The sequence below is a fragment of the Streptomyces xanthophaeus genome, assembly GCF_030440515.1.
GTDB classification, from domain to species: Bacteria; Actinomycetota; Actinomycetes; order Streptomycetales; family Streptomycetaceae; genus Streptomyces; species Streptomyces kutzneri.
In genome coordinates this window covers 674,426-690,985 of sequence record NZ_CP076543.1, presented here as the reverse complement: position 1 = coordinate 690,985, position 16,560 = coordinate 674,426, and the positions used below count along the sequence as shown (strand labels likewise).

The window sequence follows — 16,560 nt, the reverse complement described above, 5'->3', positions numbered from 1 at the left end:
CCACCGGTTTCATTCGCCGGTGCCCGGCGTCCATCACGACTTGAAGGGGAACTGCGGAAGTAGACGCAAGACCGGTCGGATTCGAACCGACGTCCTCCAGCTCGATGCGTGGGCGCGACGACCTCTGCGCTACGGCCTTGCTGCCGGCGATCATACCCACTCGGCGGCCGGAAATCGATCACCAGTTTGGCCGGTCGGTATGTGCGCGATGGTCACGTCCGTCACACCCTGCGAGGTGGACCGAGTGGTTCCGGACAGGTTTTCGAGGGCGTGAGTGCCGCGGAGCGGGGCGGAAGCTCGGATTCTGCTTGATGTCACGGCGATGGCGAGCGATGGCAAGTGATGGCGGGTGGCCGATATTCGACCATATGTTCCTGATTTGCGAAGCCCTGACACATCGTCGACATCTCCGTACGCTACGGTAACTTGACTGTCCGTTATTCCCCGGACGCCCATTGAATCCCTCTGTCAACCACCGCCCTGGCACTCCCATGCCCCGGGCGGACCGCCACGGAGAGCCACACACATGAGCACCACCGCATACAGCCGAATAGAAGCCTTAGGCATCTGCCTTCCAGCCGCAGTCCAGACCACTCCGCAACTCGCCGCCCTGGTCCCGGGGCTGGGGGAGGCGGACATCGAGAAGATCACCGGGATCACCGAACGGCGCGTGTACGACCCCGAACCGGCGGCCGGCGAGGACTCGTTCGGGATGGCCCTGTCCGCCGCCCGGGACGCGCTGGAGTCCTCCCGCTACGGGGCCGCCGACCTCGACATCGTCATCTCGGCCTCGATCACCCGCTTCAAGGACGGCGGTCGCTTCACCTTCGAGCCGTCCTTCGCCGCGACGCTGGCCGGCGAGCTGGGCGCCCGCTCCGCCATCCACTTCGACGTCTCCAACGCCTGCGCCGGAATGATGACCGGCGTGTGGCTGCTCGACCGGATGATCCGCTCCGGCGCCGTGCGGCGCGGCCTGGTCGTCAGCGGCGAGCAGGCGACCCGCGTCGCACAGACCGCCGCACGCGAGATGACCGACTCCTACGACCCGCAGTTCGCCTCGCTGTCCGTCGGGGACTCGGCGGCCGCGGTCGTCCTGGACCGCTCCACCGACGCGGCCGACCGCATCCACTACATCGAGCTGATGACCTGCTCCGAGTACTCCCACCTGTGCATGGGCATGCCCAGCGACCGCAATCCGGGCATCGCCCTCTACACGGACAACAAGAAGATGCACAACCGCGACCGGCTCAAGCTGTGGCCGCGCTTCCACGGGGACTTCCTGGCCAAGAAGGGGCGGACGTTCGCCGGTGAGGAGTTCGACCACGTCATCCAGCACCAGGTCGGCACCCGCTTCATCGACTACGTCAACCAGACGGCCGAGGCCGAGTTCGCCACCCCCATGCCGGACTCCCTCTCCGTGGTCGAGCGGTACGGAAACACCGCCACCACCTCGCACTTCCTGACGCTGTGCGAGCACCTCAGGTCGGGCGACGCCCGCCCCGGGGCCAAGTACCTGCTGGTGCCGGCCGCCTCCGGCGTGGTCACCGGCGCCCTGTCCGCGACGCTGACGAACGTGGGGGTCTGAACCATGGGCATGGTCATCACCGCAGCCGCAACCGCCCTGCCCGACGGCACGGCGTCCGCCCCGGCCTCCGTCGTGGACCTCGCGGGCCGCGCCGCCCGCGGCGCCCTGGCCCGGGCCCGGGTGCCGGCCTCCTCGATCGGCGTCCTCATCAACGTCGGCGTCTACCGCGAACACAACACCTTCGAACCGGCCATGTCGGCCCTGGTCCAGAAGGAGGTCGGCATCAACCTCGACTACATCGCCGACCCCGAACCGGCCGCCGGCTTCTCCTTCGACCTGATGAACGGAGCCTGCGGCGTACTGAACGCCGTCCAGGCGGGCCAGGCCCTCCTGGAGACCGGAAGCACCGAACGGCTCCTGATCACCGCTGCCGACGTGCACCCCGGCGGCGACGCGGACCGCGATCCCGACTACCCGTACGCGGACCTCGCCGGCGCCCTCCTGCTGGAGCGCAGTGCCGACCCCCACGCCGGGTTCGGGCCGGTACGCCACTACACCGCCGACCGGCCCACCGACGTCGAGGGCTACCTCGACACCGACACCATGGGCCGGCACGGGCGGACCACGATCACCGTCCGGCGCGAGCCGGACCACGCGCAGCGGATGGACGAGTTCGCGGCGAGTGCCGCCGCCGACTACGCGCAGGAGATCGGCATCGACCTCGACCGGACCCTGGTGATCGGCCCGTCCGCGACCGCCGACGGCGCCGGGGTGAAGGGCGAGCCGCACACCGCGGCGCCGGTCCTCGGCTACCTCCGCGCGCTGGACGGCGTACGCCACGACGACCACGACCAGTTCCTGTTCGTGTCGGTCGGCGCCGGCCCCAGCGCGGCCTGCGCCCTCTACCGGCCCGAGGGGTGGTGAGCCCCGTGCCGCAGACGATACCGACCGGCGGCGGCCCTGCCGTGGGGGAGCCGGCCACCGGCACGGACAGCGTGGCCGGGTGGCTCGAGCGCAACGCCCACGCCTTTCCCGGCAAGCCCGCCGTCATCCACCCCGACGGCCGCGGCTCCGGTAGCTACGCCACCCTCACCTACGGCGAGTTGCAGGAGAGCGTCGAGGAGCTTGCCCGCGGATTCCGGCGCGCAGGGATCACCCGGGGCACCAGGACCGTGCTGATGGCCCCGCCCGGACCGGAGCTGTTCGCCCTCTGCTTCGCCCTGTTCCGGGTCGGAGCCGTGCCCGTCGTCGTGGATCCCGGCATGGGCGTACGGCGCATGCTCCACTGCTACCGGGCCGTGGGCGCCGAGGCGTTCATCGGGCCGCCCCTCGCCCAGCTCGTGCGCGTCCTGGGCCGCCGCACCTTCGCCGGGGTGCGCGTGCCCGTCACCCTGGGACGGCGTCGGCTCGGCCGCGGCCACACGCTGGCCGCGCTGCGCGCCACCCCCGCGACCGCGACGCACGCAGCCGCGGACACGGCGGCGCCGGCCGGCGGCGACGACCTGCTGATGATCGGCTTCACCACCGGAAGCACGGGCCCCGCCAAGGGAGTCGAGTACACCCACCGCATGGCGCTGTCCATCGCCCGCCAGATAGAAGCCGTCCACGGCCGCACCCGCGACGACGTCTCCCTGGTCACCCTGCCCTTCTACGGGGTGCTCGACCTGGTCTACGGATCCACCCTGGTCCTGGCGCCGCTCGCGCCCGCCCGGGTCGCCCAGGCGGACCCGGCACTGCTCGTCGACGCGCTGGAACGATTCCGCGTCACCACGATGTTCGCCTCGCCCGCCCTGCTGCGGAACCTGGCCGGGCACCTCACCGGCGCCGCCCGCGGCCGCCACCCGCTGCCCGACCTGCACTGCGTCGTCTCCGGCGGGGCCCCGGTGCCCGATGCGGTCGTGGCCGCGCTGCGCTCCGTCCTCGACGAGAAGGCGCGGATCCATGTGACCTACGGGGCCACGGAGGTACTGCCGATCACCTCGATCGAGGCGGCCGAGATCCTCGGCGACGACGAGGCCGACACCGGTCGCGAGGGCGGCACAACCGCGGCCGGTACTGCGGCCGGTACCGCGGCCGGTGCCGCCGCGGGCGAAGGGACCTGCGTCGGCCGGCCCGTCCCCGGCACCCGCGTGGCCATCGCGCCCGTCACCGACGGCCCGCTCGCCCGCTTCGACCCCGCGACCGGCCTGCCGGCCGGGCACGTCGGCGAGATCCTGGTCCACGGCGACTCCGTCAGCCGGCGCTACCACCGGGCCCCCCGGTCCGACGCCGCGCACAAGGCGACCGAGCAACGCCCCGACGGCGAACCGCCCCGCATCTGGCACCGGACCGGCGACCTCGGCCACCTCGACTCCGAAGGACGCCTGTGGTTCTGCGGGCGCTCCGCCCAGCGGGTCCGCACCAGCCACCGGGACCTGCACACCGTGCGCTGCGAGGGAGTCTTCAACGCCCATCCCCTGGTCCGGCGCACCGCCCTGGTCGGCATCGGGCCGGCCGGCGCGCAACGGCCCGTCATCTGCGTGGAGACCGAGACCGGGGCGGACGGGACCGCGCTCGACGAAGGCGCGTGGACGAACCTGGTCGCCGAGCTGCGCACGATGGCCGAGGAACACGCCCCGACCACAGGCCTCCAGGAGTTCCTGCGCCACCCCGGCTTCCCGGTGGACATCCGGCACAACGCCAAGATCGGCCGCGAGGAGCTGGCCCGCTGGGCCACGCGGCAGCAGGCCCGGCCCGCGTCGTCCGCGGGCCGGCGGGCGGCCCGGATCGTGCCGCTCGCCGGATGGGCGTACCTCGTCGGCGGGGCGGTGTGGGCCGCGACCGGGGACGTCCCCGACCTCCCGGTGCTGCGGTGGCTGTGGTGGATCGACGCCTTCCTCAGCATCGGCGTGCACGCAGCGCAGATCCCGCTCGCACTGCCGCGCGGCCGGGAGGCCGGACACGGGACCGCCTCGGTGGTCGGGCGCACCATGCTCTACGGCGCGACCTGGTGGCGGACGCTGTGAAGATCCTGGTCACCGGAGCATCCGGATTCCTGGGCGGACACCTGGTCGACGGCGCGCTGCGCCAGGGCCATCAGGTCCGCGCCCTGGTCCGCCCCGGCAGGGACGCCGTACGACTGGGCTCCCTGCCCGGCGTCGAGGTCGTCACCGGCGACCTCACCGACGGCGATTCGCTCGGGCGGGCGGCGGAAGGCTGCGAGGCGGTCCTGCACAGCGCGGCACGGGTCGTCGACCACGGCAGTCGCGCGCAGTTCGAGGCCGCCAACGTCACCGGCACGCAGCGGCTGCTGGCGGCGGCGCGGTCGGCGGGGGCACGGCGGTTCGTGTTCGTCTCCAGCCCGAGCGCGCTGATGCGGGTACGGGAGGGCGACCGGCTCGGCATCGACGAGAGCACCCCGTACCCGGAGCGGTGGTTCAACCTCTACTGCGAGACGAAGGCGATCGCCGAACAGCACGTACGAGCCGCCGACGGACCGGAGTTCACCACCTGCGCGCTGCGCCCGCGCGGCATCTGGGGGCCGCGCGACCACGCCGGATTCCTGCCGCGCATGGTCGACGCCATGCGCGCGGGCCGGCTGCCCGACCTGTCGGGCGGCAAACGGGTCCTGGTCTCGCTCTGCCACGTCGACAACGCCGTGGACGCCTGCCTGCGGGCCGCACTCGCCCCCGCCCGGCGGGTGGGCGGCAAGGCCTACTTCGTCGCGGACCGTGAGGAGACGGACCTGTGGCCCTTCCTGGCCCGGGTCGGAGCCCTCTTCGACTGTCCCCCGCCCGCCCCGCGCATCCCGCTCGCCCTCGGCCGCGGGCTGGCCGCGGCGGTGGAGACGGGCTGGCACCTGCGCCGCCGGTCCGCGGGCGGGGGAGGCGGCGGGGGAGGCGGTACGGACGCGGCTCCGCCGCTGAGCCGCTACATGATGGCGCTGCTGACCCGCTCGGCGACGTACGACACCGCTGGCGCCCGCCACGACCTCGGCTACGCGGCCCCGCGCACCCAGGAGGAGGGGCTGCGAGCACTGCGGGACTGGGTCGACGAGGTGGGCGGCGTCGCCGCCTGGACCGCCGGCGGCCCGGCCGCTTCCACCGGCACCGCCGCACCGGCCCGCCACCCCGCACCCGACCACACCGAACAAGGGACCACGAAGTCATGACCTCCCAACAGGTCGATGCCGGTGCCGGTGCCGGTGTCGGTTCCGGCACCGGTTCCGGTGCCGGCACCGGCGTCCGCTACCGGCGCCCGGTGTCGCCCACCGAACGCCTCTACCTCTCCGCCGGGGACGCCCGCGGGGCCATGGCCCTGCGCATCGTCGTCGAGGGCGACGGCGTACCCGCCCCACAGGACCTCCAGGCAGCCCTGGCACGGGCCGCCGAGTCATGCCCGGGATCGCGGCTCGTGCACACCGGGGCGATGTGGAGCACCGGGGGACCGCCGCCCCGGGCGCGGTACGACGTACCGCGCCCCGGTGCGTACACCGACTCGGCGCCCGGGACGTACGCCTTGCCCGCCGGGCCGTCGCGGCGGACGGAGCCGCCGGGCTGCGAGGTGCTGGTCGTGCCCGGCGCCGACGGTACGGCGGCGACCACCGTCGTCTTCAGCGTCTCGCACGCCATGATGGACGGTCACGGCGCCCTGACCTGGGTACGGGAGGTCTTCCGAGCCCTGCGCGGCGAGCCCGCCCGGCCCGCGCTCGACGCGGACACCGACGCCGGACTGCTGCGCCGGCTCGGCAGCACCAGGACGCGGCCCACGCCGACGCCTCCCCGGCGCTCCCCGCTCGGCCCGGCCGACGGCGGCGGCCGCCCGCTCCGGACGTTGTGGCTGCGCCGCACCCTGCCCGGCCGCCACCCCGCGCTCACCGCCCGCCTCGCCCAGGCCCTGACCGACGCCGCAGGGCTCGACACCCGCGTCATGGTCCCCGTCGACCTGCGCCGCCACCGCCCAGGGATCGCGGCCACGGGCAACCTGAGCCTGCCGCTGTTCCTGGACCTGCGCCCCGGGGAGGACTGGACGGCCGCACACACCCGCCTGCTGACCGACCTCGCCGGGGACCGCGAACTCGCCGCCGGATTCGAAACGGCCCTCGCACCGCTGCCGAGGCCCGTGACCGCCGCTCTGCTGCGCACGGCCCAGGCCGTGGCGTCACGTACCGACCGTCACCTCGCTTCGGCCGTCGTCTCCCACCTCGGCCGCCTGGACCTGGCGGAATTCTCCGGCAGCGGCTTCACGGCGTCCACGGCCTACGCGCTGCCCGTGCACGCCCCGCTGGTCCCGCTCTCCCTGGTCGCCGCCGAGAGCGGCACGGCGACCGAGATCACGCTCGGCGTCCGCGGCGGGGGCCCGGATCTCGCCGCCCGCGCCGCGCGGTTGCTGGACACGGTCCTGGCCGGTCTCGAAACCGAGGGCGGGGCGGGGGCGGGTCCGGCGACCGTGGTACCGGCGCACGGCCCCGTCGGGGCGGACACCGCGGCCATGGACCCCGCACCGCTGCCGGCGCACCCGGCTCCGGCCGCCGTCCCGGATCCGGAGGTTCCCGAACTCACCGTCGTGGACGCCTTCCGCGCCCAGGCCGCCCGCACCCCCGACGCGCCCGCGCTCGACGGGCCCGAGGGCGTGGTCTCGTACGCCGAACTCGACCGGCGCTCCGACACCGTCGCGGCCGGGCTCCGGCGCCGCGGGGTAGGCCGCGAGGACCTGGTGGGACTGGTCGTCGACCGTACGGCCGCCGGCGTGTGCGCCCTGTGGGGCATCCTCAAGGCGGGCGCCGCCTATGTGCCGCTCGACCCCGGCCATCCCGGCGTCCGGATCAAGGAGATCCTCCAGGGGGCCGGCGTCGGCCTCAGCCTGACCGGACGACACCTGACCGAGGACCTCGCCCCCTTCGTACCCGGGACCCTGCTCGCCGTCGAGGACCTCCTCGACGGCCCTGCCCCCGGCCCGGACACGGAATCCGAGGACGCAGCGGACGTACGGCCCGCGGACCTCGCCTACGTCATCCACACCTCCGGTTCCACCGGCCGCCCCAAGGGCGTGCAGATCGAGCACGGAAGCCTCATGGGGTTCGTGCGCTGGATGACCGGCGTCTGCCAGGTCACCGGTCGCACGCGCTTCGGCTTCGCCTCCTCCTACGCTTTCGACATCTCGTGCTTCCCCCTCTTCCTGCCCCTCCTGGCCGGCGGAACGGCCGTCCTCGCCCCCGGCACGCCCTCGCCCGCCGTCCTGCGCGAGCTCGTCGCCGAGCACCGTGCCGACACCCTCGCGCTCACCCCCTCCCACCTCGCCCTTCTCGGCGGCACGGGCAGCGGCGGCCCGGGCAGCAGCGGCCCCGCGCACGGCCTGCGCACCCTGCTGCTGGGCGGCGAGCCCCTCACCCCCACCGCCGTACGGTCCGCGCACGCCGCCTTCGGGGCCGACTGCCGTGTGATCAACGCGTACGGGCCCACCGAGGCGACCGTCGCCGTACTCGCCCACATCGTGGACGGCGGCGAGAGCGGCGCCACGGTCCCGATCGGCCTCCCCGGTCCGTATGCGGGGGTCGACCTCGTCACCGCGGACGGCGAGAGCATCGGCAGCGGACCGGGCGACACCGGTCGCACCGGCGAGATCGTCGTACGCGGGATCCAGGTGGCCCGCGGCTACCTCGGTCCGTCCGACGGCCGTCCCTCACCCTTCACCACCGGACCCGACGGCGTCCGCGCCTATCGCACCGGTGACCTCGGACGCCGACTGGCCGACGGAGCAGTCGAGTTCGCCGGGCGCATCGACGAGCAGGTGAAGATCGCCGGGCACCGAGTCGACCCCGCCGAGGTCGTCGCCGCCCTCGAAGCCCACCCGGCGGTGCACCGCGCCGTCGTCGTGCCCCGCCGCCGCCCGCGCTCCACGGCGGCCGTGCTCTGTGCGTACGTACTGCCGCACGCCGGCGATCCCGCGGCGGGCGGGGGCCTGGGCGGGGGCCGGGCCGGGGACCTCGACGGGGACCTCGGCGGCGCACTGCGGACCGAGCTCACCCGGACTCTCCCGGCGTATCTCGTCCCCGCCCATGTCCTCGTGATCGACACCCTGCCCAGCACGGTCAGCGGCAAGGCCGATCTCGACGCCTTCCCCGACCCCTTCGCAACCGCACCCGCACCCGAACCCGCCCCCGTCACCGTGGAGGCACGTGTCAGGCACCACTGGGCGGAGATCCTCGGCGTGGACGGCGCGCTGCTGTCGGCGGACTCCGCATTCCATGCCCTCGGCGGCGATTCCCTGGCCCTCGTCGAGATGCTCAGCGCCGTCTCCTCGGACCTGCTGACGCCTGCTCAGGCCCAGCGGTTCACCGGCCGTCTCGACTGCCTCGTGCGCAACCTGACGCTGGAGCAGGTCTGCGAGCACCTGACCGCCGCCCGCGAGGAGGTATCCGCATGATCTTCGTAGGAGAGGGAGCCCTGCTCCGCCGCGCCGTCACGCATGCGGCCACCCGCGGTCACCCGGTCGACCTGGTCTGCTCCGTCGACCCGCTGGACGCCGCGGACGCCGACGCGCCCCACCTCGCGGGGGTGGACGTCAACGCCCATGCCGGCACGCTCGTCCGGGCCTGCACCGACGGCATCGTCTGGTCCCTCAACAACCGGCAGATCTTCCGGGAGCCCCTGCTCCGGACTGACGGCCTGCGCATCCTCAACATCCACAACGGCCTGCTGCCGCAGCATCGTGGACTGCCCTCCGTGGCCGTCCTGTTCGCCCTGCTTCACGGCGACACGGAGTACGGGGCCACCGTCCACGAGGTCGACGCCGGCATCGACACCGGTCCGGTCCTGGCCGAACACCGCTTCCCCATCGGGCCCGAGGACCGCTACCACCAGGTCATGCTGCGTGGTATCCGTGCCTGCCAGGCTTTGTTCGAGGAGATTCTCCCGGCCGTCACCGCCGGAACCGCCCGCCCCGCACGCGCCGCGGCAGCGGCGGAACCGTCCGCGTACTACGGCCTGCGCGCCCTGGACCGGCTCGACACCTATCGCGGCCACCCCGCCTATGCCCGCGCCACCGACCTCGGTCCCTTCGCCGCCCACGCGCCCGAGGTAGTCCGGGCGCTGTCCCGCCCGCCCTCGCTCAGCCCTCCCCGGCGGCGTCCAGGCGGGTGATCTCGGCGGCGTACACGGCGGGGCCGTACCGTCCCCGTCGCTGTCGTATTGCGGCCAACTCCCCGGCACGCGGTGGGGAGTGCTCGACGCGCTCGGGCGCTCCCATGCCGTCGATCGTGCCCAGGAACTCGTTCCGCCAGGGGGCGTGCCCGTGCGCATCGCTTACGACAGCGACCCGACGGCCCGTGCCCTGCCTGAACCCGCTCAGCACGAGTCGTCGAGTCGGTCCACGACCAAGCGGAGCTCGCGAGCCCGGCGCCGGGACATGCCGCGTATCACGGCGTCCAAGAACTCCCGTGCTTCGAAGGGGCTTCCGCAGCATTCCCACACAGCGCAGCCGCCGTCGTCGTACTCACTCCAGAGGTTGCGGCGCGGGTCCCGCACGAACTCGCGCCAAAGCCGCACGGACTCAGCCGTCACACCGGGCCACAGGTAGTTCCGGCTCCGCTCGACCCTGGCAACTTCGGCCAGAGCAGGCGCGGAAAGGCCGGCGATGGAGACTTTCCTGGTAAGCACGTGCCGTGGCCGCGGTACCTGCTCGGCGCGGACACGCCCGGGCCGTCTACGCGGCATGGGCCTTTCTGTAGAACGTCATGGGCTGATCCTGCCAGAGACGGTCGCGTCGTGGCACCTGACTTGTGGCTCGGTCCGTTCGTCGCGGCTCGATCCCGCCGGCAGACATACTGGAGGCAACATGTGGAGGATGCATAGAATCTGATGAGCCGATCTACCGGTTCCGGCGCGATGTCACGCGACCGGAAGTGGCAGGCCCCCGGAACCTTCTGGACGTGACGGGAGTGAACGGTCCGGCCCAAGCCGCCGGTGTTGCGAGCTTCTGGATCCGCAAGGGCATCGCCGACAGCGTTGAGGTACTCGACCGGCAACGACCAGTCCTTGCGATCTCACAATGTGACGTGCGAGTGCTCGATGAACCGGGCCGGCAGGACACCTATCAGGTCCGGACGCTGGACCAACGGCATGCCGTGATCTGCCTCGGCCACGCAGGCGATGTGCGAGACGCGTTGATCCTCGCCGACGAGCAGTTGCCGACCCGAAGTGCGTCGGCCGCGGTGGAGGTTCGCAGAGATCGCTCCACCGTCGCACTTCTGACCCGTGCAGACCTGGGCCGGGTGTGGCCCCAACGACGCGTTCGTATGGGCATCGGGGATGCCGGCCGCACTGCAGACCAACCGCACCCGTGGTCATCCGGCTGACCGGAGTCGGGCGGCAGCAGGCTGACTCCGGCGCAGGGAAGTCGCCGGCTCCACGCCGGAAGACCGGAACGACGCGGTGTGAGCCCGCAGTCGGGTTCGCGCCGCGTCGTCCTGGTTCGGGTGGTGGTTACGGCAGCTTCAGCCAGGGGCTCTTGTTGGCCATGGTGGCGGTGTGGCTGCTGGTCCAGAAGATGGTCGTGTAGTTCCCGTAGGCCCGGCCGTCCCGGCCGGTGAAGTCGGGCGAGGTGAGGTGCATGTTCGTGACCGCTCCCGAAGGACAGTCGTAGATCTTCTGCGACATGATCCTCGAGCCGCCGGTCTCCAGCGTCTGGAGCATGATCTTGCACGCGGGGTGCCCCGCGCGCAGGGTGACGTAGGCGTCGGGACGGCCGACGCCCGCCCTCGGGGCGCTGATACAGGACTTCCAGTCGACGTAGCTGGAGCCGAAGCCCTCGGAGTACTCCCAGCAGCCGCCGCCGCTCGCCGCGTTCGCGGTGGGAGCGAGGACCAGTGACGAAGCGAGGATTCCGGCCGTGCCCAGGATGCCTGCGGCGACCCTAGCGATTTTCGACATGCTTGTTCCCCCAAGCTGTAACCGTCCGGTGACGGTTGGTCAAGATCGAAATTATGGGCACGCCCGGAAGGCTGTCCACCGGCCTTGCCGCCTTCAGAGGTAAATTTGAGGAAGCGGTGCCGCCACCGCCGGCCTGGTCCGCGACCGTTCAGCAGGTTCGAGGCGTGGGCGCCGGCGTCCGCGCCCCCCGACGAGACCGAACGCGAGGGAATCGCCCCGCAAGGCTCCCCTTGCGACACCCGGCCCGGCCTGGCCGGCAAGGCGCCCCCACGTCATACGCCCGCGCCCACCGCCGCCGGTGCGGGAACCGGGCCGCCCGACATCGCGCGGGCCATCCATGCGGAGTTGCGCAGGGTCTGCGCGACGAAGGCGCCGCGACCCACCCCGAGGGTCCGCAAGGCCGGGCCGTGATCCACCGCGACCAGGGTGGCGGCGCCGGCCAGCAGTCCGCGCCACCCGGCCGTCACCGCACGGCGGGCGGGCCGGGGGAGCCCGGCGAGCCCTTCCCGCAGGCGGAGGCAGTGGAACGGTACGTGCCGCTCCTCGTCCGCCAGGATCCGGCCCGCGACCTCGGTGGTCAGCGGGTCGCTGGCGCCGTCCCGCAGGGCCTGGTAGTACCCCAGGGCCACCACCTCGGCGATCATCAACACCAGCAGCTCGACCCGCAGTCCGAGGAGCCGCCGGACCCGGACGAAGGCCGCGTCGCTCCAGTGCCCGTCGAGGGTGCCGGCCCCGCCGGCCGCCAGCAGCAGCTTCAGCATCCGCGCGTGGTTCTGTTCCTCGGCGATGAAGAGCCGGACCGCCTCGGAGTAGACCGGGTCACCCGCGAGGTCGGCCTTGCCGGAGAGCGCGGAGCCGTCGCCGTCCTCGCCGACCTGGAACTTCTGGATGCTGCGGACGATCTCGGCCGGCAACCGGGCGCCCTTTCCCCAGTCGGGATCGCCCAAGGCCGCTCGGCGCTCCCGCTCGGCCTCGAACTCGCCCACCCATGCCCCGTACTCGCTTTTGATCATGTTCAACAATCTAGCGATTGTTGATCGCGTTCAAAAGTGTCGGAATGTCATGGCCGCGTAACAGAACGACGCGGATCGCACGGGCGCGGGTCGAGCGGGCGCGGGTCGAGCGGGGTGAGCACTCCGAGCCGGTCCTCGATCGCCTGCGCCGCGTCCAGGCACAGGTCCTCCCGGAATGCCCGGCCCACGATCTGGACTCCGCAGGGGAGCCCGTCGGCCGTCCCGGTCGGTACGGCCACACCCGGTACGCCCACGAAGCTGGTCACGGTGCACAGGCGCATCCCCGCCCCGACCCGGTCCCTGCCCGCCCTGTCACGCGACTCCAGCCCCGGCTCGACCGGCGGCTCGGTGAAGACCGGGCCGAGCAACAGCGGGTACTCGTCGAGGAACTCGGCCCACGAGCGGCGGATGTTCAGCCAGGTGCCCATCAGCTTCACGAAGGCGTCCGCGCTCGCGGGCGGGGTCCGCTCCATCATCATCTCGACATAGCGGTCACCGCCCTTGCCGAGCAGCGTGCGCACCACCGGCCAGGTCGGGGCGAACTCGGTCACGACGATCCGGCCGTAGGCTTCGAGGGCCTCGTCCAGCCGCGGCACGTCCTCCACCTCGCGCACGTCGTATCCGGCGTCGCGGAGCGCGTCGGCCGCCGTCGCGACAGCTCCGCGCACCGTCGGGTGGACGCCGTGCCCGCCGGGGTCCGCCACGACCGCGACCTTCACGCGTCCGGGGAGCGGTTCTCCGTAGGCGGGCACCGGCACGGCGCGCGGGTCTCGCGGATCGGTTCCGGCCAGTACCTCGTAGGCGAGCCTGAGGTCGCCCACGCTCCGTGCCAGCGGGCCGTCGGTGACCAGCATCTGCGACGCAGGGCCGGGGTCGTCCGGGCCGAGAACGCGGTGGTCGGCGGGGAACCGGCCCGTGGACGGCTTCAGCCCGGCCACACCGCAGAACTGCGCCGGGATGCGCACCGACCCGCCGGAGTCGTTGCCGAGTCCGAGCGCCGCCATGCCCGTGGCCACGGCCACCGCGTCGCCCCCGCTGGAGCCGCCCGGAGTCCGGCTGCTGTCCCACGGGTTGACCGTGTCGCCGAACAGCTCGCTGCGCGTGTGCATCCCCGCCAGGATCAGGGTGGGGATGTTGCTGTGCCCGATGGGGATCGCCCCGGCCGCGCGCAGCCGGGCCACCGGCGGTGCGTCGGCGGGCGCCACCAGATCGCGGAAGCGTTCCGTGCCGAACGTGGTCGCCGCGCCCTCGACGGCGGTGCTCTCCTTCACCGTGAAGGGCACGCCCGCCAGTGGCCCCAGAGTTTCACCGGCGGCCCGCCGGCGGTCCAGCTGCGCCGCGGCCTCGCGAGCGCGCTCCGCCAGGAGCTGGGTGACCGCGTTCACCTGCGGGTTGATCGCGGCGATGCGATCGAGGTGACTGTCGATCAGCTCGACGGCCGAAACCTCCGCGGTGCGCACCGCCTCCGCCTGTGCGGCGGCCGGCATTTTCCACAGGGCGTCCTGCATGGCCCCACCTTCCTCGTCCACGTACCGATGCGCTCGCATCGGAACCGCAGCGTACCCATGGATCCGATACGACCGCATCGAATAAGCTGCGCTGCGAAGCGGAGCACTGTGGAACAGGGAGGCGGCCGGTATGCCCAGGCAGGTCGATCACGAGAGCCGACGCCGTCTCATCGCCGAGGCCGTCTGTCATCTCGCCGACGAGCGCGGGCTGGAGGGCGTGACCCTGCGCGACGTCGCCGCCCGCGCGCAGGTGTCGATGGGAGCCGTTCAGCGCTGCTTCCGCACCAAGGAAGAGATGCTCGTGTTCGCTCTCGGGCACATCGGCGAGCGGATCGGTGAGCGCGTACGGGCCCGCCTCGTCCGGAGCCCGGCCCAGTCGGCCGGCACCGCCCTGGGCCACGCGGTCACCGAGATCTCGCTGCTGCGGGAGGAGCACCGCGCCGAGGCCAGGGTCTGGCTCGCCTTCGTCGCGCAGGCGGCGGTCAGTGAGGCACTCGCGACAACGCTGAAGGCGAATTACGCGGCCCTGCAGGAGGCGTTCGCCCACCTCATCTCGGAAGCGCGCGAGGACGACGCCGACCGCGCGCTGCCCCTCGATCCGCGACGCGAGGCCCGCACGCTCCTCGCCCTGGCGGACGGCCTCACCACCCACGTCCTCATCGGCCACCTCACCCCGCAAGAGGCGTACGACGTCCTCCACGCGCACGTGGCCGGCCTCTGGGAGTGACCGGTCCGGCCCCCGCCGCTCAGTCCGCCGCGGCAGGTGGCGAATTGATCAGTCCGAAGGGTATGTGGACGCTCGGAGTGCCTTGGGCGGTGCCGTTGAGATGGGCGACCTGGTCGTCGAAGAAGATGTGCGGGTCGAGGGTCTTCATGACCGCGGACTTGTCGATGCCGCCGAGGAAGAAGGCGTCGTTGACCCTCAGTCCCCACTTCTTGAGGCTCAGCAGGGCGCGTTCATGAGCGGGGGCGTCCCGAGCGGTGACCAGCGCCACACGGAGGCGGGGCCGGTACGCGGAGTCCTCGCGGCGCCGCTCCTCCTCAAGGCGCTGGATGCGGTTGATGCCCGCCAGGAAGTCCCGTAGCGGTCCCGGATCGTGAGGGGTGCCGGCATGGCCGACCTCGTACGCGCGGAACGCGTCGATACCGCCGCTCTGATAGACCTGCTCGGAGGTGTCGCTCGCCACCACTCCGTCGAAGTCGAACGCGATGCGGAGTTCGGGGTCGGTCTCGTCGTCGATCCGCCCCGTTCTGAGGACGTGTCCCGCAGGCCGCCCGGCCGCGACCGCGTCCCGGACGTCAGCTCCGTCGGCCGACAGGAACAGTGACATGTTGAGCGCCGGCATGAACGGGTGCGAGGGGCGGCCCTGCCGGAAGACCGCCCGGCTGATCGGCAGGTGGTGCGCCTCGATCGAACGCATGACGCGCATCCCGGTGTCGGGGTCGTTGCGGGAGAGGATGATGACCTCGACCAAGGGGTCGGCCCGATCCGCGAGGTCGTTCAACGACAGCAGGCGTCTGACGAAGGGGAACGCCACTCCCTTGGCCAGCAGTTCGTCGACATGGGTCTCCTGGTAGGCCCGGTAGGCGTCCTCGCCCCGCTCCCGGAACACCGCGTCGCAGTCGGTCAGGTCGAACAGGGCGCTGGAGGCGATGCCCACCACCAGGCGATCGGACAGGTCGTACCTCATGGCGCCCCCCTGCCGGCACATGTGCAACGTCGGGATGCTTATCACCCTTTGGCATATGCGGGAAACGTCTTCCGGTCCACCGTCGCAGGCCGTTGCCTGCCGGGCCGCCGCGCGTCAGTGGATTCGAACAGCCGCCGATAGTGTGGTGGGCATGAAGATTCATCGTCCGGGGCGCCCCGAGGACCTTCCGGAAGCGAGTGTGCTGTGGGCGCGCTGGGCCGCGTTCGCGGCGGCGACCTGGAATGCCGAGGAGGAGAAGGAACGCTTCCGGTACGGGTACTGGCTCGGCGGCGACGGCGACGGCGACGGCGACGGCGACGGCGATGGCGGCGGCGATGGCGACAACGTTCTGCGGTACGACGACGGCGCGTGCAGCCGGTGGGCGCTGACCCGGGCCGACGGCGGCCGCGCCGTGCTCTTCGGGCAGGACGATTCCAGCAAGGTCGGGCGGTACCGGCCGCCGATCGATCTCCTCGCCGGGGCGCCCGGGTGGGTGCGGGACGACCGCTTGCACGACCTGCTGGAGCAGGGAAGGGTCGAGTGCGTCTACTGGTTCGAGGACGGTTCCTGGCACCGCACGCCGTACCCCGACGACCTCCAGGACGACGGGCTCGACTGCGGGATCGGCCACCTGACCTCACGTGACCTCGCCGTCGACGCGATCTGCGCGCTGTTCGAGTTCGACGACGACTGCGAAGGTGCCGTGGAGGCCTGTGAGCAGTTCCTCGGCCACGCGGAGCGGGGCACGGCCACCGGCGCGGTCGTGCGCTCCTTCGCCGACGAGGTCTTCCGGATCCGGACCGAGTACGAACTGCTCTGGCCCAAGGTCCCGGTCGCCCGTTCGGAGGCGGACCTCGCCGCGATGACCGCGCTCGTACGCCGGCGCTGACCCGCACGAATCCCCCTGACAGCTCC

13 protein-coding genes and 1 pseudogene are annotated in these 16,560 nt (G+C 72.5%); 9 read left to right on the top strand and 5 right to left on the bottom strand.

From position 1 onward, the window contains the following. Positions 1–66: 66 nt before the first annotated feature. Positions 67–139: pseudogene (locus KO717_RS03105) on the bottom strand. A gap of 387 nt (positions 140–526) precedes the next feature. On the opposite strand from KO717_RS03105, the gene KO717_RS03100 reads away from it, so the two are divergent. The 7 genes from KO717_RS03100 (at position 527) to KO717_RS03070 (ending at position 10,859) form a co-directional block, all read left to right on the top strand. Further along, entirely contained in the window at positions 527–1,585 is a 1,059-nt protein-coding gene (locus tag KO717_RS03100) for a 3-oxoacyl-ACP synthase III family protein (RefSeq protein WP_301364307.1), read from the top strand. Between the two features lie 9 nt (positions 1,586–1,594). Next, positions 1,595–2,449: a hypothetical protein gene (locus KO717_RS03095; RefSeq protein WP_301364306.1), complete on the top strand. Its 855-nt coding sequence runs from the start codon at positions 1,595–1,597 to the stop codon at positions 2,447–2,449. A gap of 5 nt (positions 2,450–2,454) precedes the next feature. Beyond that, on the top strand, positions 2,455–4,530 hold the full coding sequence (locus KO717_RS03090) for a fatty acid CoA ligase family protein (RefSeq protein WP_301364304.1): 2,076 nt from the start codon (positions 2,455–2,457) through the stop codon (positions 4,528–4,530). Further along, entirely contained in the window at positions 4,515–5,675 is a 1,161-nt protein-coding gene (locus KO717_RS03085) for an NAD-dependent epimerase/dehydratase family protein (RefSeq protein ID WP_301364303.1), read from the top strand. Before KO717_RS03090 ends, KO717_RS03085 begins: the two co-directional genes overlap by 16 nt. Continuing rightward, entirely contained in the window at positions 5,672–8,929 is a 3,258-nt protein-coding gene (locus KO717_RS03080; RefSeq protein WP_301364302.1) for a non-ribosomal peptide synthetase, read from the top strand. The genes KO717_RS03085 and KO717_RS03080 overlap by 4 nt, the downstream gene beginning before the upstream one ends. Continuing rightward, complete coding sequence (locus KO717_RS03075; RefSeq protein ID WP_301364300.1) at positions 8,926–9,645, top strand: formyltransferase family protein; 720 nt, start codon at positions 8,926–8,928, stop codon at positions 9,643–9,645. Before KO717_RS03080 ends, KO717_RS03075 begins: the two co-directional genes overlap by 4 nt. Positions 9,646–10,433: 788 nt before the next feature. Beyond that, entirely contained in the window at positions 10,434–10,859 is a 426-nt protein-coding gene (locus KO717_RS03070; RefSeq protein WP_301364298.1) for a hypothetical protein, read from the top strand. 127 nt (positions 10,860–10,986) lie between these two features. Here the strand turns inward: KO717_RS03070 and KO717_RS03065 are convergent, their stop codons facing one another. From KO717_RS03065 to KO717_RS03055, 3 genes are all read right to left on the bottom strand, one after another. Beyond that, positions 10,987–11,433 (bottom strand): hypothetical protein, encoded by a 447-nt coding sequence (locus tag KO717_RS03065; RefSeq protein WP_301364297.1) that lies wholly within the window; start codon positions 11,431–11,433, stop codon positions 10,987–10,989. 272 nt (positions 11,434–11,705) lie between these two features. Continuing rightward, positions 11,706–12,446, bottom strand: a complete 741-nt coding sequence (locus tag KO717_RS03060) for a ferritin-like domain-containing protein (RefSeq protein ID WP_301364295.1) — start codon at positions 12,444–12,446, stop codon at positions 11,706–11,708. 47 nt (positions 12,447–12,493) lie between these two features. Beyond that, entirely contained in the window at positions 12,494–13,954 is a 1,461-nt protein-coding gene (locus tag KO717_RS03055) for an amidase (protein WP_301364293.1), read from the bottom strand. Positions 13,955–14,084: 130 nt separating this feature from the next. Between KO717_RS03055 and KO717_RS03050 the strand changes: the two genes are divergently transcribed. Further along, positions 14,085–14,681 carry a TetR/AcrR family transcriptional regulator gene (locus KO717_RS03050; RefSeq protein WP_301364292.1) on the top strand — a complete coding sequence of 199 codons (597 nt, stop codon included), beginning with the start codon at positions 14,085–14,087 and terminating at the stop codon, positions 14,679–14,681. A 19-nt stretch (positions 14,682–14,700) separates the two neighbouring features. Here the strand turns inward: KO717_RS03050 and KO717_RS03045 are convergent, their stop codons facing one another. Further along, positions 14,701–15,645 carry a 5'-nucleotidase gene (locus tag KO717_RS03045; RefSeq protein ID WP_301364291.1) on the bottom strand — a complete coding sequence of 315 codons (945 nt, stop codon included), beginning with the start codon at positions 15,643–15,645 and terminating at the stop codon, positions 14,701–14,703. A gap of 151 nt (positions 15,646–15,796) precedes the next feature. Between KO717_RS03045 and KO717_RS03040 the strand changes: the two genes are divergently transcribed. After that, positions 15,797–16,534, top strand: a complete 738-nt coding sequence (locus tag KO717_RS03040; RefSeq protein WP_301364290.1) for a hypothetical protein — start codon at positions 15,797–15,799, stop codon at positions 16,532–16,534. Positions 16,535–16,560: the final 26 nt, after the last annotated feature.